This window comes from Natronoarchaeum philippinense, from assembly GCF_900215575.1.
GTDB lineage: Archaea > Halobacteriota > Halobacteria > Halobacteriales > Natronoarchaeaceae > Natronoarchaeum > Natronoarchaeum philippinense.
In genome coordinates this window covers 427,992-453,774 of sequence record NZ_OBEJ01000001.1, presented here as the reverse complement: position 1 = coordinate 453,774, position 25,783 = coordinate 427,992, and the positions used below count along the sequence as shown (strand labels likewise).

The following is a 25,783-nucleotide window of genomic DNA, read 5'->3' as shown; positions in this document are numbered from 1 at the left end:
GTCAGTTTCTCGTCTCGATCAGCGCGGTTCTGGTTCCCGAGTAAACGGGCGTCTCGTTCTGGTTGAACGCGACGTGCTCGAATCGGACTGCTCCAGCGTCGGTCGCGTCGACGCCGGACGGCACGTCGATCGTCGGCGTCTCGCTGGCGTCCAACACGCGCGTGAACCCGTAGACCGTGTCGCCCGCGGTCACGAAGTCGTGGAAACGCTCGTCGTCGTACCCCAGTTCGCGGTACGTGCGCTCGTCGGAACGAGCGTGACCGAGCGCGATAGATCTGGTCACGTCGCCGTAGACGACCGGCTCGCCAGAGGGCGAGTCGGCCATCGTCGCGGCGTCGTGGTGCTGCTTCGCGGTGTTGAGCGTCGCCAGCGGGAGTCCGGCGAGCAAGGCGTCGTCGATCGTGCGCCCGCGCTCGTGGCGGTACGCCACCGCGGCGTCCCGTCCGTCGGCGTCGTCGAGCGCGTCGCTGAAGTCCTCGAAATGCTGGCCATCGGGCGTCAGTAGAGTGTCGGGAAGTTCCGGTTCGGGTTCGGTGCCGGCATCGACTCGGTCGCCGGTCGTCTGCCCGCCGTCGGTCTCGATCGGCTCGCGCCGCGGGATCATGTTCGTCCGGCGGTAGGACAGAAGTGCGTCGCCGGTGTCGGCGTCCCGGCCGGTCGTCTCCCACGTGACGATGCCGTAGTCGGGGCGGGAACCGGACGCGCGCGTCTCGATCACCGTCGAGTCGACCCGGAGTTCGGTGCCCGGATAGACCGCATCGGTCCGGTAGCGCACGCCGGTGCGCCCGAGAAAGTAGCCGCCCTTCTCGCTGAGATCCTCGACGCTCGGGCCCATCGTCGCCGCCAGCAGGTAGTCGGGGTGGATCGGCGGCTCGTCGTAGCCCCGCTCGGCGGCGGCGTCGGATCGCCAGAACGTCGGGTCGTGGTTGAGCGTCTGGGCCATCCAGCGCTCGTTGCCGGCCCGGGAGAGGCGGATGCCCGGATCGTGTTCGATGCGGTCGCCCTCCGCGAACGCCTCGAAGTAGGTTCCCTTCTCGCGCGTGTCGGCACGGTCGAGGGCCGCGCGGAACGTCTCGGGATCGGTCCAGTCTGTCGGATCGGTATCGTCTGTCATTGGAATATCGGTCAGTCGTCCGCGGCCGCGGCCCGCTGGCCGTCGGCGTCGCGCCGGGCCAGCGTCCGGCGCATCTCGTTTTCGACGATCATGTACCCCTCGTCGAACCCCATGCCCGGCTTGGCGAGCACCTGCGCGGCGTCGGTCGCCAGCGCGACGTGGGCGCAGGCCCGCGCCGACACGTCGGTCTCGTTGCAGGTGCCCCCGAGGTACGCGCGGGTGTCGGTGCCCTCGCAGTACCGAACCGCCTCGGCGCTGCGCTGGATGCCGCCGAGATCGGGCGTCTTGATCTGCACGAGGTCGGCCGCGCCGGCGTCGACGAACGCCCGAACGTCGTCGAACGTGTTGCACCACTCGTCGGCGACGATGTCGACGCCGACGCCGGCGTCCGCGAGACCGTCGCGCAGTTCTGCCATCGCCCGGACCTGTTCTCTCCTGTGGCCCTCGTCCATCGGCCCCTCGATCTGCAGGGGGTAGGGCGCGGCGGCCTCGGCGAGCGAGGCGAAGTAGTCGACGACCTCGGCCCGGTCGTACGGCGGCCCGAAAACGTCGCCGAGCACGCCGTACACGTCGACGTGGAATCGGGGCGCGTACGAATCCGAGCCGAGTTCAGTTGTCCGGTCGGCGAGCCACGCGAGGTACTCGCGGAGCTTCTCCCCCTCGGCGCCGACCTTCTCGACGCTGTTGAACAGGCCGTGAGGGAGCACCGGGACGCCCTTGACGAGCATCTTCTCGGCGTTCGTCCGGCGGTCGTCGCCCGACTGGCCGAACACCGGCACTGGCTCGGTCGCCGGCTCGGTTCCCAGCGCGTCGGCGAGCACGTCCGTCCGGGTCGTCCCGCGGGCTTTCGCCGCGGCGTCACAGAGCGCCTGCGAGACGCCGTATCGCACCGCGGTGTGCAGCTTCTCGCTGCGCTCACCGTCGGCGTCGGGGACGCCGCCGCTCCCGTGGGGACCCGGGGCGGGCGAGAGCGACTCGATCGCGGCCGGCGTCATCGATTCGACCACGGCCGCGTTGTCGGCGAACGCGTCGGCGTCGCGCCCGACCAGTTCGGGGCCGACGACCTCCTCGACGACCGGGCGGTACTCGGCGGCGCGAAACAGCGGGTCGCGCCCGCCGGCGCCCGAATACTGGACCGCGGCGCAGTCGCCGGTCGCGACGGTGCCGTCCGCGAGTTCGAGTTCGACCGTCAGCGCCTCGCCGGCCTCGCGGACGGCGTCGAACCCGGGCGTGACGGGGTCGCCGCGGTAGTCGAAGCCGTCGCGCTCGGCGCCGGCCTTGATCGCGCGCTGGTCGTCGAAGAAGAATCCCGAAACCGTCGGGATCGCCCGGATGCTGCGGATTTGAGGCATCTCAGTCACCTCCCTGCGGTCGGCCGATCAGTTTCCCGTCGCTGATCGCGTCGACGTCGTCGGCGACCATGCGGAACGTCTGGTCGCGTCCTTCGGTGTCCGCCCGGGAGTCCAGTCGGTTGCGGTGGATCTCCTTGACGTCGTCCGACAGCGCGAGGTCGGCGAACTCGAAGATCCGGATGCGGCCGTCGTCGTCGCGGGCCGGCAACACGTCGCCTTTCGCGCTGTCGCTTGGGGCGAACGGAACGTCGAGCGCGCCCGAGTCGAACGCCGCAAGCGTGCCCTGCGCGACATCGCCGTCGCCCAGCGCGAGGACTTCCTCGATCAGTTCGCGGCTGGCCTTCTGGATCAGATTCAGCTCGCGGTCGACGCCGACGAGCTGGACGTTCTGCTCGATCACCATGTCGACGAGTTGTCGGGTCGTCCGCAGACCGGCGGCGTTTGCTTCCTTGGTCGGGACACCTTGGAACTCTTGGGGCGACTTAGTGATGACCTTGTCCGGCTGAGCGACCGCGGCGGTCATCCCGCCGAGCCCGATGACGCCGTTCGCGCGGGCCTCGTCCGGCGGGAACCCGCCCATCCACTCGTGGAAGACGGTGGTGACCGCAACGTCGTCACCGAGATACTCCTCGCCGAGCGAGCGCAGCGCGTGCAGCGCGGCGACGTCTTGGACGAGGTTGCCGACCTGCCCGTAGCCGAGCGTGATCGACCGGACGCCCTGCGTGACCGCGAGCATCCCCTCGATCACCATCACCGCGATGGCGATACACGGCGGGACGAGCGTGCCCGTCAGCGGGCCGAACGGCTCGCGGTTGATCCGGACGCCGCGCTCGGTGTAGGCGCCCGCGAGGCGGTCGACGAACTGCCAGTGGCGGATCGTCTCTTCGAGGTCGTGCTCTTTGGTGTAGGGGATGTTGTAGGAGATCGGCCCGCCCTCGAAGCTCTGGAACCCGCCTGCAAAAGTGATCGACGCCAGCAGGCGAGCGTCGGGCGTCCCGTGGCGGACCTCGATCGGGGCGTCGAGCGCTTCGATCAGCTCCCGACAGCCATCGACGCCGTGGTTGACCGCGGGGAAGCCGTTGAGCGTGTCCTCGCCGTCGGCGCGGGCGTCGTCGAGCCCCTGCTGGGCCTTCTCGTACTCGTTGTCGCGCGTGTAGGAGTCGATCGTCGTCGGGAGCAGGTCGGCTTGGCCCGCATTCTGCAAGTGTTCGAGCAGGTCGATCTGGTCGTCGAGCCGCGGGACGCCGGCCCGGGGCTGGAGGAGCGGCTTCTCGGCGGCTTCGAGCACGTCCGCGAAGCGCTTCGAGGCCGGCAGCGACTCGTGGAACGCGATCGCCTCCTCGAAGTCGACGGCCTGGCCGGTCGGCCAGTTGCCGCGGATCTCCTCGTCGATGCGTCGCAACTGCTCGCCGGGGATTGGCTCGTCTCGCAGCATCGAGCTATCCCTCGACCCGGTGGCGTTCGGCCTCCGTCGTAGCGATCTGGAGGTCCTGTCGGAGCGCCGCGATGGCATCCTCCGGATCGGTTTCCGAGTCGAAGACCCGGTCGAACCCGAGCTCGCGGAACCGCCGGCGGGTCTCCTCGAAGTCGTCTTGGCCGACGGCGAGGTTGCCGCCGATGTAGGTGACGATGTCGAGGCCCGCCTCGTCGAGGCGCTCGCGGAACCCCTGGCAGTCCTGCTCCGCGTGGCCGTACAGCGACGAGATCAGTACAGCCTCGGCGTCGGCGTCGCGCGCTGCGGTGATGAAGTCCTCTTGAGAGGTCTGGACGCCCAGGTTGACGACGTCGAACCCCGCTGCGGACAGGGCCTGTTCTAGGATCGTGATGCCGACGACGTGCGCGTCGGATCCGATGACGCCGAGGATGACTGTCTTCGCCATGTCGGTGTTTCAGGCGTCGAATGAAGAATCCTTATAGTTAATGGTTTTTCATGATAATATTCCTTAAGGGGTTCAATATAGTCGGATGGTAGACAATCACAAAGATTGAGAGTCAACCACATTCTTCATGATCTATAGGGAAGGTTTTTCCATTCCCTCCCCGACGGATCCGGCATGGGAGCGCTCGACGACTTGCGCGTGCTCGATCTGACGCAGGTGCTCGCCGGCCCGTACTGTACGATGTTGCTCGCGGACATGGGCGCGGACGTGGTAAAGATCGAGCGCCCGGGCGGCGATCTCATTCGGTCGAACCCGCCCTTTTACGAGGACGCCGACGCCGAAGCGTACGGCGGGTACTTCCAGAGCGTCAATCGGGGCAAGCGCAGTCTCGAGCTGAACCTCGGCGACGACGCCGACCGCGAGGCGTTCCTCTCGCTGGTCGAGCGTGCGGACGTGGTCGTCGAGAACTACCGTGCGGGCACGATGGAGAAGTTCGATCTCGGCTACGAGACTCTGCGCGAGCGCAACCCCGAGCTGATCTACAGTTCGATCCGGGGCTTCGGCGACCCGCGCACGGGCGAGACTCACCGACAGGGCCAGCCGTCGTTCGATCTTGTCGCCCAAGCGCTCGGCGGCGTCATGGAGATCACAGGACAGGAGGACGGTCCACCGACGAAGGTCGGTCCCGGCGTCGGCGACCTCTTCACCGCGGCGCTCAATGCGGTGGGGATCCTCGCGGCAGTCCACCACCGCGATCGCACGGGTGAGGGTCAGTACGTCGACACGGCGATGTACGACGCCATGATCAGCCTCTGCGAGCGGGCCGTCTACCAGCACTCCTACGACGGCGAGGCGCCGACGCGACAGGGCAACTCTCACCCGACGCTGTTCCCCTACGACGCGTTCGAGACGGCCGACGGCTACGTGGTGATCGCAGCCTTTGGCTCGAACCACTGGCGGACGCTCTGTGACGCCATCGGTCGATCCGACCTCGCCGAGGAGTATCCCGACCGGGAGAGCCGACTCGCCAACCGCGAGTCACTGCGCGACGCCGTCGCCGAGTGGACGCGGAGCAAGCCGACCAACGCCGTGCTGGCGGCGCTCGACGGATTGCCGGTCGCGCCCGTCCAAGACGCCGCCGACATCGCGGCCGATCCCCACGTCGAGACACGCGAGATGCACGTCGATGTCGACCAGCCCGGCGTCGACGCCGACGTGACGATCGCCGGCAACCCGATCAAAATGACCGAGACGCCGACGCGACCGGGCGAGCGCGCGCCGCTGCTCGACGAACATCGCGACGAGCTGCTGGACGACGCCGCGCCGGCCGAGGCGGACGACTGATTGGGGAGCTATAGCGGACGACTGATCGGGTGGCAATGGCGGACGACTGTTCGGCCGACCTATTTTCCCCGCCGGGCGAGGTTTCAAGTATGCGTCGGGAAACGGTACTGGTAATGACGAGTCAGCGAGCGACACACACGGGAGGGGGCCGCAAGTGAGCGAGCAAGAGCGCATCCGGATCGGCGAGTTGACCGCCGCGGCGGGCGACACCAACTCGGGCGCGTCGGTGGAGTTACCTGTCGTCGACGTGCTAACGGGCCGTGGCTTCGTCACGGGCAAGAGCGGATCGGGCAAATCAAACACCGCCAGCGTCGTGATCGAGGAGTTGCTCGACGCGGGCTATCCCGTCCTGATCGTCGACACCGACGGCGAGTACTACGGCCTCAAAGAGGAGTACGAACTGCTCCACGCGGGCGCCGACGAGGAGTGTGACATCCAGATCGGACCCGACCACGCCGAGAAAGTAGCCAGCCTCGCCTTAGAGGAGAACGTCCCGATCATCCTCGACGTGTCGGGCTACCTCGACGAAGACGTGGCGGACGAACTGCTCCGAGAAACCGCTCGACATCTCTTTACCAAGGAGAAGAAGCTCAAGAAGCCGTTCTTGCTGGTCGTCGAGGAGGTCCACGAGTACCTCCCACAGAAGGGCGGGGGCGGCGAGACGGGCAAGATGCTGATCAAGATCGGCAAGCGCGGGCGCAAGCACGGGCTGGGGATCATGGGCATCAGCCAGCGCCCCGCCGACGTGAAAAAGGACTTCATCACGCAGGCGAACTGGCTCGTCTGGCACCGGCTCACGTGGGACAACGACACAAAGGTCGTCGGCCGCGTCGTCGACACCGAGTATCAGGAAGCCGTCTCGGAACTGGCCGACGGCGAGGCGTTCCTCCAGACCGACTGGACCGAAGTCGACGTGCGCCAGATCCAGTTCCGCCGCAAGCGCACGTTCGACGCCGGCGCGACCCCCGGCCTCGACGACTTCGAGCGCCCCGAACTCAAGTCGGTCAGCGACTCGCTGATGGATGATCTGGAGACGATCTCCGAGGAAGAAGAGCAACGCGAGAGCGAGCTCGCCGACCTCCAGCAGGAACTCGACAAGAAGGTCGCCAAGATCAATCAGTTAGAACAGGACCTCGAAAACGCCCGGGACGTATCGAACGCCGCCCGCCAGCTCGCCAACGCGTTCTCGCGGGGCGACGTGGCATCGACGCCAGAGGAAGTCGAGGCGCGACTGGCCGCCAAGAACGATCACATCGAGGAACTCGAAGCCCGCGTCGACGAGTTAGAGAGCGACCTCGACGATGCCCACGACTACATCGAACAGCTCGAAGCCGAGAACCAGCAACTACAGGAATCGACCGCGACGATCGACTTCGACGACGAGGGCCAATCCGTCGTGCAGGCGTCATTCCCGACCGGCGACGGCGGAACGGCCGCGTTCGAAGACACCGACGAGCAACGCACATCGGCTCCCGAAGACGCCGACGCGCAGGCGGTCGCGGACGACGCCGACGCGGCTGCGATCGACACGGGTGCCACAGGAGACGGCGCAGGGAGTGACTCAGCCGGGGCGGCTGGCGACGACCTCGACGCCGAGTCGGTGCTGGCGTACGTTCGGAACGAGCCGATCGCGTCCGAGGTCAGCGAGGCCGCCGAGCGCGCTCACGTCGGCGAGAGCGCCCAGCGAGCGATCGTCGAGGAGATCGCTGCCGACGGGCCGCTGTCGGCGGCGACGATCGCGGATCGGATCGACGTGCAGGTGCAGTACGTCTGGTCGTTCCTCTCGGAACTGCGCGATCGACCCTATCTCGTTCGGAACGCACAGAGCGAGTACGCGTTCGATCTCGACGCGCTGATCGCGTGTGGGCAGCGTGTCGAAGAAGACGTAGACGGGCTGGACGAGCTGTTAGAACAGTTCGACGCTTAGTTGAGCATCGACTGGGCGACCGTTGCGAGCTGATCGTTGTCGGCGTCTTCGAGCCGCTCGTCGCCGAGCTTGAGGCGCAGGCGCGGACGGCCAACGTCGATCGGGACCTTCTCCGTGTCGATCAAGCCCATGTTTTCGAGTTCGGTCTTAGTGCGCGAGAACGTCGCCTTGCTGGCGACGCCGGTGTCCTCGCCCCACTTGCTCACGTCGTAGAGAAGCTCCTCGTTCTTGGCGGCGACCAACAGGCTGATCGTCACTTCGTCGAGGCCGTCGCCGTCGCCACGGGCCGTCTCCAGCGAGTCGAGCATCGTGCGGAAGTCCTGCTCAGCGTGCTCGCCGAGTTCCTTCGAGAGGCCGTCGTGGACCGCCGACAGCGGCGGCGTCCGGAGCGGGTACGTCTCCGCGGCGGCCCAGTCCTGTTCGTGGGCGTCGCGGGCATCCGCGACGAACGAATCGTCGTCGGAGACGAGCCCGGCGACCGACTGCCCCGCGGTCACGACGGCGACGACGGCGTCGTCGTGGATCAACAGGGGATTCCCGGTGACCGACTCGCTCGCGCGGACTTCGAGCGTCCCGTCCTCGACGAGGTCGGCAGCGCTACTGGCGACGATGAAGTCGCTCATGACGTTTTTGACGACGCCGGACTGGCCGAGCAGGCGAACGGCCGGCCGGTCGTCGGCGTCCGACAGCACCGAGACGAGTTCGCGGATCGTCTCAGCGGACGGGTTGCGGACCAGCAGTCCGTCAGCCGCCGTTTCGACGGCGTCTCGGACGAGTTCCTCTCGCGTTCGGTCGAGTATATTATCACTCATCACGAGTCTCTGTTAATCGCTAACACACTTAATTTTATCGGATTACCAGAATTTGCTGAAATTACGGCGTAAGTGAGGGAACGAACGGCCGTGGTTCCTCATCAGTGCCGTCCCGCCGAGACGGGTACTATCCGCCGGGGTGCGAAATATGTGTCTACTTCGGTCCGCCGATCGCGAAACGCTCGTCGACCGACAACCACGAAGGCTGAGTTGTGGACTCGTCGGCTCGGCAACAAAGGTTAACAATCAGGGTGCCGAATGGAAACTATATGTCGTCTGAGAGGGGTGTCGGGCCGGTCGTCGGTGTGATCCTCATTATCGCAATCGTACTGACGGTCGCAGCGACGGTCGCGGCATTCGGCGCGGCGATGCTGCAAGACACCCAGTCGGACATCGAGCAGTCCCAAACCGAGTCGGCGTTCTCGCAGTTAGCGGTCGACGCGAGCGAACTTCGGGAAGATGGCGATCAAGTGTCGTTCGATCTCGGACACCGCGACGGACAGGTCCAAACGGTCGACGGCACGGGCCATCTCGAAGTACGTCTCGAACGTGGTTCCGGCGAAGACGTGATCTACAACACGGATCTGCGCTCGCTGGTCTACGAACACGACGGCGACAAAGTCGCCTATCAGGGCGGCGGCGTGTTCCGAAAGAAGGGGTCGGGGAGTTCGCTGGTCTCCTCGCCCGAATTTTTCTACCGGGACAACTCGCTGGTGTTTCCCGTGACGATTCTCGAAGGCGACCTCGACCGATCGGGGTCGCTACAGGGGTCGCTGTCGCTCTCCGAGCGCGAACGCATCTTCCCGACGACCAACGCGAGCCGGTCGAACCCCCTAGAGCAGGGCACGATCTACATCACGCTCGAAAGCGAGTACTGTCACGGCTGGGAAGAGTACTTCAGCACCCAGACCCGCGGATCGGTCGTCGAAAACTGTAGCGACACCGGCGACACCAGTGACGGTGAAATCAAAGTGGAGATGAGCGTTCCCTTCGAGCTTGGCGGGGGTACATTCACCGAGCCCGTCAAAGCAGGAAGCGTCGCAGGAGAGAACAAGGCGAACTTCGATTATACCGAAGGAGAGATCGAAACGCCGTCGGCCGATTCCCTGATCGAGATGAAGAAAAACGAGTGCGGAACCATCAACGAGGACCTGCCGACGACGATCGACAGCTCGAAAGATCTCTACTGTGTCGAGGATCTTGACGGGACGCACACGATCGAGACGAACGGAAGCGACATCGAAGTGTACGTCAACGGAACCTTCCAGCCCACTGGCGATGTGGTGGTTGACGGCGGTTCGCACGATGTCTCCTTTTTCGTTCAGGATGGGTTCGACATGACGGACATCGGGCCGAACGACGCAGTCGGAGACGAGGACGAACCGGCACGCACCAGAATCTTCGTCTCGTCGGACGGATACGTCTTTAGCGACGGAGACAACATCAAAGGGAACGTTTACGCGTTGGTGTACGCCCCCGAATCCGATGCGCACCTCCAATCGACCGGGAACACTGAGTTCAAGGGCGGCCTCATCGTCGACAGCCTCAACGTACAGAGTAATATGAAGAGCGACGATGTCCAACTCTCGGCGAACGCACCCAGCGTCGAGATCAGTTACGAGAGCGCCGGTCCCGACTTCTACTACCTCCATCTACTCGAAAAGCGGATGACCATTCAGGGTTGAGGCCGTCGGCATAGGAACGTTTTTCCCGAATCCGTCCGGATGGCGTGGTATGGACTGGCCCCACGATCCCGACGACGAGAAAGGCAGCGAAGGGATGCGCAAGTACGGGATGGCAATCATCGCCAAGAAGGTCGACGAGGACGAGGACTTCCCCCTGTCGGCCGAGGAGTTCGTCGCCGACCACGGCGACGAGCCGATCCGAATCAACCACCAGCGCGTCGTCAGCCTCGAAGAGATCTTCGGCCACGTCGAGGCCGAGGAGTTCGAGACGATCGTGGACATGCACAAGAAAGTCGGTGCGGCGATCCGCGAGGGCGGCTACTGGGACTACCACCCCGTCGGCTCGGACCCCGAGATCAAACGCGCCTGATTTTGCGGACGATTCGGACGGCGGCGCGGCTTCGCGTCACTTATACGAGATGCGTCACAAGACAGTGATACTGTGACGAACACGCAGGTTACGCTCGTTCAGATCGACAACTACGGCCCGTGGACAGTGACGCCGGAACCGCGCCGCGAAGTCGACCTCCAGACGCTACAGTCCCGTCTGTACGCCGACCTCGCACAGCTGATCGGCAACCGCGGTGGCTACGTCTTTTTCACCCGGTTCGACAACATGATCGCCGTGACCAACGGGCTCGACGAGTCCGACCACGCGATGATCCAAGAGTCGATCGGGAACCGCTATCCGGTGACGATCAGCCTCTCCGTGGCGACCGGTCGAACGCCGTCCCAAGCGCTGTCCGACGCCACCGAACGGCTGCAAGAGCGGGGCAGCGCACAGGACAAAGAGCGCCGCGAAATCCTCTGTGGCCGCACGATCGGCGACGAGCACCGCACCGACGAGGACGTTCGGATCGCACACTTCGACGTGATCGACGCGACCGGCGAGTACACCGATCAGGTCGGCGCGTTCGAGTCGTTTATCGAGATCGAACAGGGGTACGCCGCCCTGATGAAGTACATGCACGGCCAGAACGACTCGCTGTCGTTTTTCGTCGGCGGCGACAACGTGATCGCCGCGTGTCCCTCGCTCTCGAAAGCCGAGTTCGAGGACGCAATCGCACACGTCTCCGAAATCGCCGGTGTCGACCTCCGCGTCGGTGTCGGAACCGGAGCCACTGCCCACGAGGCGGGCATGGACGCCAAGCATGCGCTGGAACACTGTCGCGCTCGCGGCGATGAAGTTTGGTTCACTGACAGCTGAGATATTGGCAGACGATAGCACACATAATCACTAACCTACCCCGGGAACGGACATAAGTGTGGCGTAGGTAGCTTTTAGACCGTCCGATTGGTACTCACCCACATGGATGACGACGTGACAGTGCGCGATATGATGTCCCGGGAGTACGTCGGCGTCAGCGAGTCCGACGCCATCGCGGATGTCGCGGACGTGCTGTGTGACGACGAGGCGGGGCTGGCCGCCGTCGTCCGCGGAAGCAGGCCCGTCGGCGTCGTGACGGCCCACGATCTGCTCCGGTACGCCGCCGAAGACACCGACGGCGCCACGGTCGGCGACGTGATGCGAGAGCCGGAACCGACGACTGCACCCGACAGCCCCTTCGTCGAGGCGCTCGATCTGATGTCGACACAGGGAACCCGGCGACTGCTCGTGACCGACGAACAGGAACTGGTCGGCGTTCTGACCGCCGACGACGCTCTCACCGCCGCGGCGTCGCTGCTGGACAACGGCGTCGTCGAGGAGCGACGGCCACAGTTTGTCGGTACGAACGCCGATGGCGGTGAGATCGGCGGCGAGCTGTCGGACGACCGCGCTCGTGGCGAGTCGGGCTACTCGTCCCAGAGCGTCTGCGAGAGCTGTGGCACGCTAACCCGTGACTTGCAGAATTTCAACGGACAGATGATCTGCGCCGACTGTCGAGATGTCTGACCAGCGGTGGGATCGGCGCGGACGCCGACGCTGAGACAGCGCAGGATGGAGATCGAACGCCCGACCGTCGACGATATCGAGGAACTTACCGAACTGTGGGTCACACTGGCCCACGAGCAGCGCCGCCACGGCACACACATCCAGCCCGAGGCGAACCGGTCGGTGATTGGCGAGGCGTTGACGCGCCACGCGCTCGCCGGCGAGGCCTTCGTCGCTCGCGGGCGCAGTTCTATCGTCGGCTTCGTCACGTTCGAGCGGGCGGCCGATCAGTTTCAGACGAACGTCGACCGCGGAGTCGTCCAGAATCTCTTCGTCAGGCCGGCCTACCGCGACGCCGGCGTCGGAGCGCTATTGCTCGATCGGGCGGAAGCCGATTTCGAAGCCAGTGGCGTCGAGGTCGTCTCAGTCGAGGTGATGGCCGCCAACGAGGCGGCACGACGATTCTACGATCGGCGGGGGTACGACCCGCATCGCGTCGTACTAGAAAAGCGACTGCAAGACGAAAACCACTCAAAGGACCCCGGCTAACGACTACCTGCGCCAGGGGAGCTTGGGCGGTTCAAGCACTCGACTTGTAATCGAGACTCCCAGGGTTCAAATCCCTGCCCTGGCTCTTCTGTTCGAACGAACGTGAGGACGAAGAGTGGACGGTAGGATTTGAACCAGAGAGTGAGAGGTGAGCGAGCGCTAGCGAGCGAACGGGAACGACCGTGGTTCAAATCCCTGCCCTAGCGTTCCGGTCGACGGCTGTGAGGACGAAGTTCTCATCTGACACGCAGTGTTGACGCCGAACCGCGGGCGTTTTATCGACTGCCGGCCAAGGCCTCCGCCGTGGAGAACGTAACCGACCGGACGAGCAACCCGTTCGGCATGCAACCGCCCTGTGATCGACCGTGCTCGTCGAACGGTCCCGAGGCAGTCTTCGGGTTCGGCGACGCCAACGCTGACTTTCACGTGATCGGCGATCACCCGGGCGTCCACGGCGGCGCGGCGACCGGCGTTCCGTTCACCGACTCGACGGCCGGGCGGCGCCTGCAGACCGTTCTGCGCGAAGTCGGGCTGCTGGCCGACGCCGACGACGGGACGCTCGACCCGTCGAACGCGTTTCTGAGCTATCTGCACATGTGCTGTCCGGCGGGCGAGTCGCCAAGCGAGGACGACTACGCTCAACTGGAGCCGTTTTTCGACGCCGAACTTCGGGCCATCGCGGCGCACGTGCTGGTCCCCGTCGGCGAGCGTGCGACGCGGCACGTGCTACAGAACTACAGCGCACGGCCGGCACGCTCGACGCTGGACATGCGTGACCTGCACGCCGACGAGGTTCGGGGAAGCGGCTTCCTGATCGTGCCGGTTCGGGATCCTGCCGAGTGGACCGACACCGACGACGAGCGCCTCGTCGCGCGACTGCAGGCGATGCTCGCGGGCGATTACCGGCAGACGACTGACCTTAGTCGGTTTCTCGCCGACGACGAGCTGTACATGGTGCGGTAGGCCGTTCCTCACTCACGTCGCTCGGCCACGTCGACGTACGCGACGCCCGCGCGCCGGGCCGTGACGGCGTCGCGCTCCGAATCGCCGATGAACACTGCGTCCGACGGCGACACGTCGATCCGGTCGACGGCCGAAAGCAGTGGCTCCGGATCGGGCTTGTGCGTCGAGACGCTGTCCCGGCCGATCACCGCCCTAACGTGGTCCGACAGGTCGTGAGTCTCCAGTGCGATCCGACAGGCCGCCTCGCAGTTGAGAGAACAGACGGCGACCGGTTCGACCGCAGCGAGTTCCTCGCTGGCCGGAAGCGCCGTCGAGGAGCGCGCACCGGCGCGTTCGTGCTCGGCGATAGTTGTCTCGACCCGGCCGCGGATGCCGTGGTCGTCGGCCTCGTTGAGCATGGCCCACAGGCCCTGCCCATCAACGTCGATGCCGGCGTCGGCGTAGACGCCTTCGACGGCCGTGGCGACGGCGGCCCAGTCGACATCGAGATCGACGACGGTGCCATCGAGGTCGTAGACGACACCGCTGTAGGAGTCGAGCATACTCGTCGTTAGACAGCGTGCGAGAAGAGCACTTCGGTGAGAACGGTCCTCAATCGTCGGCTTCGAGCGCGTCGAGACTGGTGAGGTGTACCCGCCCCGTGCTGGTCACTTCGACGTGATAGCCCGACGCTCGGAACTCGACCCGTCCCTCTCGTCGGTCGCCGTCTCCGGTCCGGGCGAACAGCGCGTCCAGCGCGTCCGGGTCGATTACCTCGTACAGCGGATCGAGGTCGAGCGGATCGGCGTCCTCGGCGTCCGCGAGCGCCTTGACGACGGCGTCGCTCAGCGATCGGGATGCCGACTCGTCTCGGTTCGGAGCGGATGTCATCGTCAAATCGGACACTACGGTGCGATAAAAGTCTGGCGAGATTTTTCTGCATATATTGAATGTATACCAGATATTTGCCCCTTATGTTAGAAACACCGAGAGAATATCTAAAATACCACCAACGCGCAGTCGCGACATCGAGGGTTCGGCACGTCACGGGAAGCAATCGACCGATGGTCGGACTCAGATGATATACCAGCGAGCCAAAAGCGTCGTGATGGCGTCGACGGCGCCGAAGCCGAGGCCGTAACTCAAGAATGCGGGGACGGCTCCGACGAGGAGGCTTCGACCGAGACCGATCCGATGGACCGTCGAGAGGCCGATCGCCAACAGCGCGGCGGCGTACAGGCCGACCAGCGCGCGGAGTTCGACGCTGGGAACGCCGGCGAGCGCGCAGGGCGCCGCGGCGTAGGCAAGGATCTGAACTGTCTCGCTGACGCCGCCCCGGTCTGACGCCAGCGGGATCAGCAAGACCGTCTGGAAGGCCGCGATCAGGTGCAACGCGGCGGGAGTCACGAACAACACCGCGACGGCGATCCAAAAGGCCTGTGCCGCCATCGAGCCCGGATTGCCCGGTCCGACGGCGATGCCAGTGGCGGCACGGGTAGACTGGACGATCAGCACGACGCCCATCGCAAACAGCAGGCCGGGCGCCTGATCGCCGGGAACGACGCGCTCGCGGAAGAAGCGCCGCGGCGCGACGAGTACCTCGAACCACGACCGCGCCAGCGTGGCGGCTAGCCCGTCGCCGGCGCTCGGCCGGTCGGCGACGCCGCTCACGAGCCTCGCCCCCGCGTTCGATAGCGTCTCCCGCCCCGTCGGTCCGGCACACGCTCGGTCATCGACTGGACGGTGGGGCCGCGTCCGATAAAACGTTGCCCTCCGGCGGTCCATGCGACGGCCGCGGAGAGAGTCTTCTCAGGCGCCGACGTTCTCCTCGCTCTCGAAGGACTCCGGATCGGCCTCGATGCTGGCGTACTGGACGACGCGCCGCCCGAGCGTCTCAACGCGCTCTCTCAGTTCCTCGTCGGTGACATCGCCGTCCTCGATTGCCTGATAGGCCTGCGGGACGACCGCCTGATACGGCAGGACCCACGCATCGAGCGCCCGGCAGACGGACCGCAGATGATCCAGCGCCGTCACCGGGAACCGACCGCCAGACACCGCGAGCAGCCCGATGGTTTTGTCTTCGAACTCGTCGAATCCGCAGTAGTCGAGTGCGGTCTTGAGCACCGACGAGTACGAGCCGTGGTACATCGGCGTCCCGAGGAGCACGGCGTCGGCCTCGCGGACTGCACGCGTAAGTTCGGGAGCGTCGCCGGCGTCCTGCGCGTCGGCGTCAAACACAGGTAGGTCGAGCGCGCGGAGGTCGAGCAACTCCGTCGTCGCGCCAGCCCGGCCGGCGGCGTCGAGCGCGACGCCGAGCGCCGTTCGCGTGTAGCTTTCCTCTCTGAGACTGCCACAGATCGCAACGACGTGTGGTGCGTCGGACATGCGCGGTTCGTCGTCCGGGACCGAGGAATACGTTTGGTCTCTCGGTCAGTCGGCTCAGGGGGAGCACTTTATCCCATTCTGCATCAACTATCACGTAAGATGTCCTCGGATGCGATCGACTACGGGAACCTCGACGAGGGGCGGGACTGCAACTACTGGGAACTGGACCGGACGCTGCAGTTCGAGGCACGGCGAATCTACCCGGACGACGAGTTCGAGTGGGCCGACGGCGTCCTCTCGGAGTTTGGCGCTGTCCTCGGACATCGCATGGCCGACACGGCCGACCGCATCGACGAAGCGGGCCACGAACTCCGGTCGTTCGACAAGTACGGCAACCGGCGCAACGAGGTCGAATACCACCCACTGGTCCACGAGCAAGAGGAGATTGTCTACGAGCAGTTCGGCGTCACCCACGACGCCTTTCACGCGCCGCCGGACCGAGAGGAGCCGGTCGGACTGAGTCACACGCTCACGATGCAAGCGCTGCTGTCGTACGTCGACAGCGGCTTTTGCTGTCCCGTCTCGATGACGACCGGCGCCGCCATCGTGCTCGACAAGTTCGACGACGGCGACCTCGGGGAGTACTTCGAGGGGCTGACCGCCCGCAACCTCGAAGACCACATCGAGGGGGCGATGTTTCTCACCGAGGAACAGGGCGGCTCCGACGTGGGAGCAAACGAGGTGCGCGCCGAGAGTACCGACGAAGACGGCGTGTACGAACTGTACGGCGAGAAGTGGTTCTGTTCGAACATCGACGCCGAGGGCGCGCTCGCACTCGCGCGAACGCCGGACGCGCCCGAGGGCACCGCCGGGCTGTCGCTGTTTCTCGTTCCCCGAACGAAGCCAAGCGGCGAGGTCAACGACTCGCACTTCCGCCGGTTGAAGGACAAGCTCGGTACAATCTCCGTCCCGACGGGCGAGATCGAGTTCCAAGGCGCCGAGGCGTATCTCGTCGGCGAGGAGCAGGCAGGGTTCAAGTACATGGCCGAGATGATGAACTTCGAGCGGCTGACGAACGCCACGGGCGCTATCGGCGTCATGGGGCGGGCACTCTTGGAGGCGAAGGTCCGGGCCGCCAACCGCGAGGCGTTCGGCACCCCGATCGAGGAGTACCCGCTGTTGCGTCGCGACCTCGTTGATATGGCGGTCGATTACGAGGCTGCGGTGGCGTTTTCCTTCGAGGCCGCGAGGGTGTACGACGAGCGCGAACGCACCGGTGAGGACGAATCCGCGGCCTACCAGCTGATGCGCCTGTTCGTGCCCATAGCGAAGTACAAGACGGCCCGGATGGCAGTCGACACGACCTCCTACGCGATGGAGATTCTGGGCGGGAACGGCTACGTCCGGGAGCACACGACCGAACGTCTGCTGCGGGACGCGCAGGTGCTCCCGATCTGGGAGGGTCCCTCGAACATCCTCGCGCTCGACGTGCTTCGCGCGCTGAACCGGGAGAACGCCCACGAAGCGCTGCTCCCCTACGTCCGGGAGAAACTCGACGCCGTCGACCATCCAGCGCTCGAACCGATCGCCGCCGAGGTGAAGTCGGCGTTCCGCGACCTGCAGGACGCGCTGGGAACGCTCGCTGTCGAGGACGAGGACTACGCGCAGTACCACGCCAAGCGACTGTCGGACCTGCTCTTCGATGTCGTTACGGCGGCGTTGCTCCTCGGCGAAGCGCAGTGGCAGATCGACGAGGAAGAGAACGGACGGAAAGCCCTCGTCGCGCGCCGATTCGTGGCAACGCGATTCGGCGACGAGGACGCCTACGGCGTCACGTCGGGCAACCGCTCCGCCATGGAAGACGATGTCTTCGCATCGATCGTCAAGTACGATACCGTGAACCCGGCGTCGCTGGTCGACGCCGAAGCGCAGGCGAGCGAGTGAGTCTGCAGCTGTTCCGGCGCTACCGCTGCAGTCGCGCGACGACGCCGTTCTCGCGCTCCTCGACCTCGACAAGTTCGTCGTCTTCGAGGTCGTCGAGCAGGCCGCGTAACCACTCTCGACCGTACTCGCCCTCTGGCGCGTAGTCGACGCGGATCCGCGGGCCGATCTCGTCGAGTCCGAGTTCATCGTACTCGCCCAGCAGTTTCACGACGCGCCCCCGGAACTGCCGACGGCTCCCCTCGAAACTCGGCTGGGTCGGAACGTCCGGCGCGGTGAAATCACCAGTCTCGTAGGCGTGACACCACTGTCGCCACGGACAGCCCGCCTCGTCGCACGACGGCGTCTTTTCGCAGGCCACCCCGCCGAGTTCCATGATCGCGTTGTTCCAGACGCGGGATCGGCCTTCGGGCATGAGTTCGGCGGCGGCGTCCTCGAACGCGGCGTCGTCGTCGGGCACGTCGAACGCTCGATACAGCACGCGCTTGACGTTGGTGTCGACGACGGCGTCGCCGTTGTTGAACGCGAAACTCGCCACCGCGTTGGCGGTGTAGGGGCCGACGCCTTGCAGGTCTTGGAGCCCCTCTGGCGTCTCGGGGAACTCGCCGCCGTGGTCGTCGACGACCTGTCCGGCCGCCTCGTGGAGGTAGCGCGCCCGGTTGTTGTAGCCGAGGCTGTGGTCGGTCCAGAACGCCACGACCTCGGATCGATCGGCGGCCGCGAGATCGGCGGCAGTCGGCCACCGCTCCAGAAACTCGGCCCACGCCGTTTCGACCCGGGAGAGTTGCGTCTGCTGGCTCATCACTTCGGAGACGAGGATCTCGTAGGGGTCGGTCGTCTCGCGCCACGGGAACGACCGGTGGGACGCCTCGTACCACTCGACGAGGGCAGTACGGACGGCGTCGGCGTCGTCCGGCAGCAGCTCCGGGGACTCGCTCATCAGGGAATGGTTGGGCCTGCCGGATTTGGGTCTGGCGGTTCCCGGCGCCGTGGGTCGGGCCGGGCGGCATCGTGTTTGCGATGCGTCGTCGCGCGACCGGGATGGTCACAATGATATACGAATTTATAATTTATGAAGGGTGATTTTTTACTAACGGAGTCCAACCACCGGATAGACCGCCGGCGACGCACTCAACTCGACGACTGCCGTTCCACCGGCTCGTCGGCGTAAGCGCTACGACACCCAGATGGCACTCGAATACACGCACTACGTCGTCCCGTACGTGCTGGCCCTGCTGGTCAGCGTCGCCCTCGTCGCCAGACTGTGGCGCTACCGGGACCGGCGAGGCGCCACCGGGTTCATTTTCGACGTTGCGGGGCTGATACTTCTCTCGGCCGTCTACATCGTCCAGCTCGTGTCGACGGATCTCTCGGCCAAGCTATTCTGGTGGAACTGGCGGTTCGTCCCGATGACGTTCATGGCCGCGGGCTACATGATCACCGCCATCGAGTACACCGACCACGAGGAGTGGCTGACCTACCGGACCGGCGCCGCAATCGCCGCGGTGCCGGTGCTCTCGCAGTTGCTCGTCTGGACGAACGACGCCCACGGTCTGTTTTACGGCTACGAGTACGACGCCGCAGCGAACCTGCTCGTCCCCCATTTTGGACCGCTCTACTGGCTGTTCGCGTCGGTCGCAGTGGGCTATCTCATCGTCGGCATCTATCTACTGCTGGATCTGTCGCTGACCCAGCGAGCGTTTCTCAAACAGTCGACGATTCTCGTCGGCAGCATCGTGCTCGTGTTGGTCGGCGAAGCCGTCTGGTGGCTCGGACTCGTCCCGATCGACCCGCTGCCGCTGACCAGCACGGTCAAAGTCGTCGGATTCCTCTTCGGCGTCGCGCGATTCGAACTGCTCGATATCGTCCCCGTCGCGCGGAACAAAGTCATCGAGAACATGCGGGACGGCGTCTTCGTCGTCGATCGAACCGGCCGCGTCGTCGACGTCAACGAGGCCGGACGCCGCCTCGCAGCACGCCCAGAGCCGGTCAGACGCCCGATCAGTGATGTCCTCGACGCCGAGGTGCCCGCGGTCGGGGAGGGCGAGGGCGAAGAGCGCTCGGAGATCGAACTGACGGTCGAGGGCGAGCGCCGGCAGTTCGACTTCCGAATCACGCCGTTGTACGACGACTCCGGTGCTCGGAGCGGCCGTCTACTCGTCTTCAGGGACATCACGGAACTCAAACAGCGCGAAGAGGAGCTGTCGATCCTCAACCGCATCGTTCGTCACGACATCAGAAACGATATGACGGTCATCAAGGGCCGCGGGGAGTTGCTCGACGAACACGTCGACGACGGCCAGCCTCATCTCGACGCGATGACCGAGAGCGCCGAGCACGTCATCGAACTCACCGAGAACGTCGGTAATCTGATGGCGTCGATCACGGGCGAGGCGACGGTCGATGTCGAACCGGTCGATGTCGGCGCCCTACTCAGAAGGCAGGTGACACAGGCGAGCCAGCAGTTCGACGACGCCGAGTTCGAAGTCGAGGGCGAGATTCCCTACAACTGCCGTGTCGAAGCGAACGAGATGCTGTCGTCCGTGTTCACGAACCTGTTCAACAACGCGGTCCAGCACAACGACGGCCCGACGCCGACCGTCCACGTGCGCGCCGAGTGCGACGACTCGGCGGTACACATCGAGATCGCGGACGACGGCCCCGGCATCCCTGCCGACCGGCGCGAGGAGATCTTCGGGCGCGGGGAGAAAGGCCTCGACAGCACCGGCACCGGCGTCGGGCTCTACCTCGTCGACACGCTCGTCGAGCAGTACGGCGGGTCGATAGAAGTCACCGACAGCGCTGCCGGCGGCGCGCTGTTTCGCATCACCCTCCCGCTCGCGGACGCCGAATCACGGCCGGTCGCCACCGAGCCGACGTAGCCGCCGTCCCGCAGCCGAAACGCGTTTCTGCCGGCTCGTCCGTACGTAGGGTATGAGTCTCGACGACCTGACGGACGACGTCGAGGAGACCTACGAGGACGTGGACGAACAGCTCGACATCGACCTCGACGAGGGAACCCGCCGGGAACTGACCATGCTCCTGACCGCGCTCGACGCCGAGGACGCCGAAGACGTGCTCGAAGAGGCGGTCAGCCTGCTGTTCCAGAGCACCGTCGAGTCCGGCAAGCTAGATTTCCACCTCCGGAGCGCCTACGACGTGACCTACGACGAGTACCTCTCGGGGATGACCTACGAGGAGATGACCGGCGGCGCGCAGTTCCCGCAGGCCCAACAGAAAGACGAGCGGCGGTATCAGTTCTAATCGACGACGACGGCGTCGTCGGGCTCGTTCGGCGCGCCGACGACGAACAGCCGCCCCGTCTCTAGGGCGGTCAGTTGGCGCTCGGCCGACGGCTCGACGACGAGCACGTCCTCGGGTTCGAGGTCGAACTTGTCGTCGCCCACGACGACGTGGAATCGCCCGTCGAGTACGAGGTACAGCTCCTCTTGGTGCTCGTGGTAGTGGTGGTTGGTCTGCTCTCCTTCCTCGAACTCCCAGACGCTGGGGCGCATCTGATCGGGGCGAGTCTCGTAGCCGACCGATTTGAGACCCGGCTCGATATCCTCGATTGATCGTTCCTCTACGTCGTCAATGCTGACTTTCGAGTACACGAGAGCCATGTCGACCCCGATCGCAAAAAAGGCGGCTGGGGCGTCACTGCGGAGACAGCGAAATCACCGCGGGCCGACGGCGTCGCCCGGCGAGAGCGTCACTGGAACGTCCGGGTAACGTCGCCCTCGCGGGTGTCCGGCTCGGTCCGTTCGAGTTCGCTTTCGAGTTCCTCGTAGCGCTCGCGGACTTCGGGGGTGACGCTCGGGCCGACCTCGTCGAGCGCCGCCTCGAAGTGCTCGCGGCTGATTCGGACGTTGCCGACGCTTTCGCCGATCTCCTCGGGCTCGACCGAGTTGATGAACTCCCGGGAGGCCGCCATCGAGGCCTCGCGCGTGATCGCCTCGATGTCGGCGCCGACGTACCCCTCGGTCTCGCGGGCCAGCCAGTCGAGGTCGACGTCCTCGGCCAGCGGCTTGTTCCGGGTGTGGACCTCGAAGATCGCCTTGCGGGCGTCCTCGTCGGGCACCGGCACGTGGACGTGCCGGTCGAGTCGGCCGGGGCGCAACAGCGCCGAGTCGATCAGGTCCGGACGGTTGGTCGTGGCGATCACGACGACGTCCTCCAGCTGTTCGAGCCCATCGAGCTCGGTCAGCAGCTGGGAGACGACGCGCTCGCCGACGTTCGAGTCGCCGCCGCCGCTTCCGCGTTCGGTGGCGATCGAGTCGATCTCGTCGAAGAACACCACGGTCGGGGCGTTCTCCCGGGCCTTGCTGAACACCTCGCGGACGCCTTCCTCGGACTCGCCGACCCACTTCGAGAGGAGTTCGGGGCCCTTGATCGAGATGAAGTTCGAGTCGGCCTCGTTGGCGACTGCTTTGGCCATCAGCGTCTTACCGGTCCCCGGCGGGCCGTACAGCAAGACGCCTTTCGCGGCCTCCATGTCCATCGTCTCGAACACTTCGGGGTACTCCAACGGCCACTGGATCGTCTCGCGCAGGCGCTCTTTGGTGTCGTCGAGGCCGCCGACCTGATTCCACGTCACGTCGGGCACCTCGACGAACACCTCGCGGAGCGCCGAGGGTTCGATCCCCTTCAGCGCCTCCTTGAAGTCCTGTTCGGTGACCTGTAGCGAGTCGAGGACTTCGGCGTCGATCTCCTCGGCTTCGAGGTCGATGTCGGGGCGGACCCGCCGCAGGGCGTTCATCGCGCTCTCTTTGGTCAGCGAGGCGAGGTCGGCGCCGACGAAGCCGTGGGTGTTCTCGGCGTACGATTCGAGGTCGATCGAGTCCGACAGCGGCATCCCGCGGGTGTGGACCTGCAGGATCTCCTGTCGGCCGTCCTTGTCGGGGACGGAGATTTCGATCTCGCGGTCGAACCGGCCGCCACGGCGCAGGGCGGGGTCGATGGCGTCGACGCGGTTCGTGGCCGCGATGACTGTCACCTGCCCGCGCTCTTCGAGCCCGTCCATCAGGCTCAGCAGTTGGGCGACCACGCGGCGTTCGACGTCGCCGCCGGCTTCCTCGCGCTTGGGCGCGATCGAGTCGATTTCGTCGATGAAGATGATCGAGGGGGCGTTCTCTTCGGCCTCCTCGAACACCTCGCGGAGCTGCTCTTCGGACTCGCCGTAGTACTTCGACATGATCTCCGGTCCGGAGATCGTATCGAAGTGGGCGTCGACCTCGTTGGCGACGGCTTTCGCCATCAGCGTCTTCCCGGTGCCGGGCGGCCCGTGCAGCAGGACGCCCTTGGGCGGGTCGATGCCGAGCTGCTGGAACAGCTCGGGGTGACGCATCGGCAGTTCGATCATCTCGCGGACCTGCTCTAGCTCGTCGTCGAGGCCGCCGATGTCTTCGTAGGTGACGCTCGGGGTCCCCTCGCTGGTGGGGCCCTCGGCGCTGATCTGCTCGGCGGGCGTCTCGCTGATCTGGATGTCGGTCGAGTCGGTGATGACGACCGTGCCGCTCGGTTCGCTGTTTGCGATCTTCAGAGGCACCGACCGACCGTTGCCCGACATCGGACCGAACGACAGCGGGAAGGGAACGGTCTGGCCTTCGGTGACGGCCTGCCCGCTGAGCTTGTCGCGCACGAGCGGGCCGATGTTCCCCCGGATGCGAAGGTTCTGGGGGAGCGCGACCGTCACGCTGGTCGCGGGCTGCACGTCGGCCTTCTCGACGGTGACGCTGTCGTCGATGCCGACGCCGGCCTCCTGACGGAGTCGTCCGTCGATACGAATGATCCCTTGCCCCTCGTCTTCGGGGTAGCCGGGCCAGACGCGGGCGACCGCGCGGTTCCCGTCGCCGCCCTCGATGACGATGTAGTCGCCGTTTTCGAGGTCGAGTTCGCGCATCGATCCGCGGTCGACCGCCGCGAGCCCTCGGCCGGCGTCTTTCTGTTTGAGTGGTTTTACGGAGAGTTTCATGCCTCGGCCTCCAGTTCGATGGTGAGGACGCCGTTTTTGATAAACGCTTCCGCACCCGTTTCGGGCACGTCGAGTTCGAGCTGTTCGCCCTCCTCGGTCACGACGATCACCGCGTCGTCGAGTACGTCAACGTTCCCCTCGACGCCGACCCCCAAGTCGGCGACGATCTCTGTCCTGTCGTCGTATTCGAAGCGTCGGGCGTGCTGTCCCTCGCGCTCCGAGAGCTGTTCTACGTTCATTTCCTAACCACAGGTTAGTTAGCATAGTATATAAATATTGTGCTGAAATGCGGCCGATAACGGGGGGTTCTGGACTATCGGATGAAATGCGGTTCACACTGGATACGGATCGATTAGCGGACAGCATCCCTCGACGGCGAGGGTTTATGTCCCGAACGAGTCAACGTATTCTCATGCACTCGGTTTCTCATCACGGTCGGACAACGGCGTATCGCCGGTTCGATCGAGGCGCCGACGGCCCGCCGATCGTGTTCGTCCACGGCAGCGGCGGGTCGAGTTCCGTCTGGAAGAGCCAAGCCAGACTCGCCGACGAGTACCCGGTCGTCGCCGTCGATCTCAGCGGGCACGGCGACTCCGAGGACGTCGACGCCGATCCGGGCTACTCGACGCTGTCGATGTACGCCGACGACGTGATCGCGGTCGCCCGCGAGGTCGACGCCGGAGTGCTGGTGGGCAACTCGCTGGGCGGGGCGGTGTTGCTCCACGTCGCGCTCGAACGCGAGTACGACCCCCGTGCGATCGTGCTCGCCGGCACCGGCGCAAAGCTCTCGGTTCTCGACGACCTGCTGGCGTGGCTCGACGACGACTTCGACCGAGCGGTCGAGTTCCTCCACGGGCCGGATCGGCTGTTTCACGACGCCGACGACGAACTGCGGGACGCGTCGAGCGAGATGTTCCGCGCGACGGGACAGGATGTCGTCCGACGCGATTTCCGGACGGTCAACGAGTTCGACGTTCGAGGGGAGCTACACCGGGTAGACGCCCCGGCGCTCGCGGTCTGTGGCGCCGAAGATCAGTTGACGCCGCCGTGGTACCACGAGTATCTCGCGGAGAACCTGCCCGATTCCGCCTACGCCGCCATCGAGGACGCCGCACATCTTGCGATGCTCGAACGGCCCGGCGCGTTCAACAGCGTCCTGCGTCGATTTATCGACGGGCTGGAAGCCAACGGAACCCTCGAGTAACCCGCCGGCTCAGTACAACACCTCTATCGGCTCAGTACAACTCCTCTAAGTCCTCGGCGTAGTGGCTGTGTTCCTCGGCGGGGTACTCCCCGCTCTCGACGGCGTCTTTGTACCCCTCGACCGCACGCTCGATCTCGCTGCGAGCGTCGCCGAACTGCTCGGCGAAGGGCGGCGGGCGCTCGCTCAGCCCGACCACGTCGTTGTACACGAGCACCTGTCCGTCGACCTCCGGGCCGGCGCCGATGCCGATGGTCGGGATCGACAGTTCTTCCGTGACCCGAGCGGCCAGGTTCGCGGGGACGTGTTCGAGCACCAGCGAGAACGCCCCGGCGTCCTCGTGGGCGTGCGCGAGGTCGAGAATTTCTCGGGCGGACTCCTCGTCGGTACCCTGCCGGGTGTACCCGCCAAGTTCCTTGACGCGCTGGGGCGTCAGTCCGAGGTGGGCCATCACTGGGATGCCCAGATCGACCAGTTGGTCGGTCAGTTCGACGGTGTGTGGGCCGCTTTCGATTTTCACCGCGTCAGCGTCGGCCTCCTTGAGCATTCGGCCGGCGTTCTCGACGCTGGCCTCGCGGCTCGTTCCGATGCTCAAGAAGGGCATGTCGGCGACGACCAGCGCGTCCTCGGTGCCGCGGGCGACGGCGGCGGTGTGGCTCGCCATCTCGTCGACCGTGACCGGCAGCGTCGAGTCGTGGCCGAGCGCCGCGTTGCCCACGCTGTCGCCGACGAGAATCACGTCGATTCCCGCCTCGTCGACCATCGTTGCGGCCGGCGCGTCGTACGCGGTCAGCATCGTGATCGGCTCCTCGCCCGCCTTCGCGCGGACGTCTCGGACCGTCGTTGGCATACCCGGGCGTAGAC

The 25,783-nt window shown here is 65.5% G+C and carries 26 protein-coding genes and 1 tRNA gene; 13 read left to right on the top strand and 14 right to left on the bottom strand.

Annotated elements, in window-relative coordinates; genetic code table 11:
* Position 1 precedes the first annotated feature (1 nt).
* The 4 genes from mch to glmS are packed head-to-tail and all read right to left on the bottom strand — an operon-like array spanning position 2 to position 4,346.
* Positions 2-1,114, bottom strand: coding sequence for a 2-methylfumaryl-CoA hydratase (gene mch / locus CRO01_RS02315; RefSeq protein WP_097007500.1), 1,113 nt, complete (start codon positions 1,112-1,114; stop codon positions 2-4).
* A gap of 11 nt (positions 1,115-1,125) precedes the next feature.
* Positions 1,126-2,466 (bottom strand): methylaspartate ammonia-lyase, encoded by a 1,341-nt coding sequence (locus CRO01_RS02310; RefSeq protein ID WP_097007499.1) that lies wholly within the window; start codon positions 2,464-2,466, stop codon positions 1,126-1,128.
* Between the two features lies 1 nt (position 2,467).
* On the bottom strand, positions 2,468-3,901 hold the full coding sequence (locus CRO01_RS02305; RefSeq protein WP_097007498.1) for a methylaspartate mutase subunit E: 1,434 nt from the start codon (positions 3,899-3,901) through the stop codon (positions 2,468-2,470).
* Positions 3,902-3,905: 4 nt separating this feature from the next.
* Positions 3,906-4,346, bottom strand: coding sequence for a methylaspartate mutase subunit S (gene glmS, locus CRO01_RS02300; RefSeq protein ID WP_097007497.1), 441 nt, complete (start codon positions 4,344-4,346; stop codon positions 3,906-3,908).
* Positions 4,347-4,520: 174 nt separating this feature from the next.
* On the opposite strand from glmS, the gene mct reads away from it, so the two are divergent.
* Positions 4,521-5,690, top strand: a complete 1,170-nt coding sequence (gene mct / locus CRO01_RS02295) for a succinyl-CoA:mesaconate CoA-transferase (RefSeq protein ID WP_097007496.1) — start codon at positions 4,521-4,523, stop codon at positions 5,688-5,690.
* 154 nt (positions 5,691-5,844) lie between these two features.
* Positions 5,845-7,617: a helicase HerA domain-containing protein gene (locus CRO01_RS02290; RefSeq protein ID WP_097007495.1), complete on the top strand. Its 1,773-nt coding sequence runs from the start codon at positions 5,845-5,847 to the stop codon at positions 7,615-7,617.
* On the opposite strand, the gene tbsP is transcribed toward CRO01_RS02290, so the two are convergent.
* A complete protein-coding gene (tbsP, locus tag CRO01_RS02285; protein ID WP_097007494.1) occupies positions 7,614-8,429 on the bottom strand; it encodes a transcriptional regulator TbsP in 816 nt (271 codons plus the stop codon). The genes CRO01_RS02290 and tbsP overlap by 4 nt on opposite strands.
* A 269-nt stretch (positions 8,430-8,698) precedes the next feature.
* Here tbsP and CRO01_RS02280 point away from each other — a divergent pair, with 269 nt between their 5' ends.
* The 7 genes from CRO01_RS02280 (at position 8,699) to CRO01_RS02250 (ending at position 13,499) form a co-directional block, all read left to right on the top strand.
* Positions 8,699-10,114, top strand: a complete 1,416-nt coding sequence (locus tag CRO01_RS02280) for a DUF7289 family protein (RefSeq protein WP_097007493.1) — start codon at positions 8,699-8,701, stop codon at positions 10,112-10,114.
* Positions 10,115-10,163: 49 nt separating this feature from the next.
* Positions 10,164-10,484, top strand: a complete 321-nt coding sequence (locus CRO01_RS02275; protein ID WP_097007492.1) for a DUF5785 family protein — start codon at positions 10,164-10,166, stop codon at positions 10,482-10,484.
* Positions 10,485-10,556: 72 nt separating this feature from the next.
* The gene (locus tag CRO01_RS02270) at positions 10,557-11,321 is read left to right on the top strand and encodes a GTP cyclohydrolase III (RefSeq protein WP_097007491.1); all 765 of its coding nucleotides are present in this window, start codon (positions 10,557-10,559) and stop codon (positions 11,319-11,321) included.
* 102 nt (positions 11,322-11,423) lie between these two features.
* On the top strand, positions 11,424-12,008 hold the full coding sequence (locus CRO01_RS02265; protein WP_097007490.1) for a CBS domain-containing protein: 585 nt from the start codon (positions 11,424-11,426) through the stop codon (positions 12,006-12,008).
* Positions 12,009-12,053: 45 nt separating this feature from the next.
* The gene (locus CRO01_RS02260; protein WP_097007489.1) at positions 12,054-12,536 is read left to right on the top strand and encodes a GNAT family N-acetyltransferase; all 483 of its coding nucleotides are present in this window, start codon (positions 12,054-12,056) and stop codon (positions 12,534-12,536) included.
* An 11-nt stretch (positions 12,537-12,547) separates the two neighbouring features.
* A tRNA-Thr gene (locus tag CRO01_RS02255) sits at positions 12,548-12,621 on the top strand.
* Positions 12,622-12,839: 218 nt separating this feature from the next.
* On the top strand, positions 12,840-13,499 hold the full coding sequence (locus tag CRO01_RS02250; protein WP_097007488.1) for a uracil-DNA glycosylase family protein: 660 nt from the start codon (positions 12,840-12,842) through the stop codon (positions 13,497-13,499).
* 8 nt (positions 13,500-13,507) lie between these two features.
* Here the strand turns inward: CRO01_RS02250 and CRO01_RS02245 are convergent, their stop codons facing one another.
* From CRO01_RS02245 to CRO01_RS02230, 4 genes are all read right to left on the bottom strand, one after another.
* Positions 13,508-14,041: an HAD family hydrolase gene (locus tag CRO01_RS02245; RefSeq protein WP_097007487.1), complete on the bottom strand. Its 534-nt coding sequence runs from the start codon at positions 14,039-14,041 to the stop codon at positions 13,508-13,510.
* 49 nt (positions 14,042-14,090) lie between these two features.
* Complete coding sequence (locus CRO01_RS02240) at positions 14,091-14,369, bottom strand: HalOD1 output domain-containing protein (protein ID WP_097007486.1); 279 nt, start codon at positions 14,367-14,369, stop codon at positions 14,091-14,093.
* Between the two features lie 183 nt (positions 14,370-14,552).
* Entirely contained in the window at positions 14,553-15,149 is a 597-nt protein-coding gene (locus tag CRO01_RS02235; RefSeq protein ID WP_245838487.1) for a YIP1 family protein, read from the bottom strand.
* Positions 15,150-15,287: 138 nt separating this feature from the next.
* Complete coding sequence (locus CRO01_RS02230; RefSeq protein WP_097007484.1) at positions 15,288-15,863, bottom strand: NADPH-dependent FMN reductase; 576 nt, start codon at positions 15,861-15,863, stop codon at positions 15,288-15,290.
* A gap of 99 nt (positions 15,864-15,962) precedes the next feature.
* Here CRO01_RS02230 and CRO01_RS02225 point away from each other — a divergent pair, with 99 nt between their 5' ends.
* Positions 15,963-17,747 (top strand): acyl-CoA dehydrogenase family protein, encoded by a 1,785-nt coding sequence (locus CRO01_RS02225; RefSeq protein ID WP_097007483.1) that lies wholly within the window; start codon positions 15,963-15,965, stop codon positions 17,745-17,747.
* A 19-nt stretch (positions 17,748-17,766) separates the two neighbouring features.
* Here CRO01_RS02225 and CRO01_RS02220 read toward each other — a convergent pair whose 3' ends face one another.
* A complete protein-coding gene (locus tag CRO01_RS02220; protein WP_097007482.1) occupies positions 17,767-18,684 on the bottom strand; it encodes an A/G-specific adenine glycosylase in 918 nt (305 codons plus the stop codon).
* 247 nt (positions 18,685-18,931) lie between these two features.
* On the opposite strand from CRO01_RS02220, the gene CRO01_RS02215 reads away from it, so the two are divergent.
* Both CRO01_RS02215 and CRO01_RS02210 read left to right on the top strand, forming a co-directional pair.
* A complete protein-coding gene (locus tag CRO01_RS02215) occupies positions 18,932-20,626 on the top strand; it encodes a histidine kinase N-terminal 7TM domain-containing protein (protein WP_097007481.1) in 1,695 nt (564 codons plus the stop codon).
* Positions 20,627-20,678: 52 nt separating this feature from the next.
* The gene (locus tag CRO01_RS02210; RefSeq protein ID WP_097007480.1) at positions 20,679-21,008 is read left to right on the top strand and encodes a hypothetical protein; all 330 of its coding nucleotides are present in this window, start codon (positions 20,679-20,681) and stop codon (positions 21,006-21,008) included.
* Here CRO01_RS02210 and CRO01_RS02205 read toward each other — a convergent pair.
* From CRO01_RS02205 to CRO01_RS02195, 3 genes are all read right to left on the bottom strand, one after another.
* Positions 21,005-21,358, bottom strand: a complete 354-nt coding sequence (locus CRO01_RS02205) for a cupin domain-containing protein (RefSeq protein WP_097008306.1) — start codon at positions 21,356-21,358, stop codon at positions 21,005-21,007. The two genes, CRO01_RS02210 and CRO01_RS02205, sit on opposite strands and share 4 nt — an antisense overlap.
* A gap of 98 nt (positions 21,359-21,456) precedes the next feature.
* Positions 21,457-23,718, bottom strand: coding sequence for a CDC48 family AAA ATPase (locus CRO01_RS02200; protein ID WP_097007479.1), 2,262 nt, complete (start codon positions 23,716-23,718; stop codon positions 21,457-21,459).
* Positions 23,715-23,957, bottom strand: coding sequence for a DUF7127 family protein (locus CRO01_RS02195; RefSeq protein ID WP_097007478.1), 243 nt, complete (start codon positions 23,955-23,957; stop codon positions 23,715-23,717). Before CRO01_RS02195 ends, CRO01_RS02200 begins: the two co-directional genes overlap by 4 nt.
* Positions 23,958-24,130: 173 nt before the next feature.
* On the opposite strand from CRO01_RS02195, the gene CRO01_RS02190 reads away from it, so the two are divergent.
* Positions 24,131-24,922, top strand: a complete 792-nt coding sequence (locus tag CRO01_RS02190) for an alpha/beta fold hydrolase (protein WP_097007477.1) — start codon at positions 24,131-24,133, stop codon at positions 24,920-24,922.
* A 31-nt stretch (positions 24,923-24,953) separates the two neighbouring features.
* Here CRO01_RS02190 and panB read toward each other — a convergent pair whose 3' ends face one another.
* The gene (gene panB, locus CRO01_RS02185; RefSeq protein WP_097007476.1) at positions 24,954-25,769 is read right to left on the bottom strand and encodes a 3-methyl-2-oxobutanoate hydroxymethyltransferase; all 816 of its coding nucleotides are present in this window, start codon (positions 25,767-25,769) and stop codon (positions 24,954-24,956) included.
* Between the last annotated feature and the right edge of the window lie 14 nt (positions 25,770-25,783).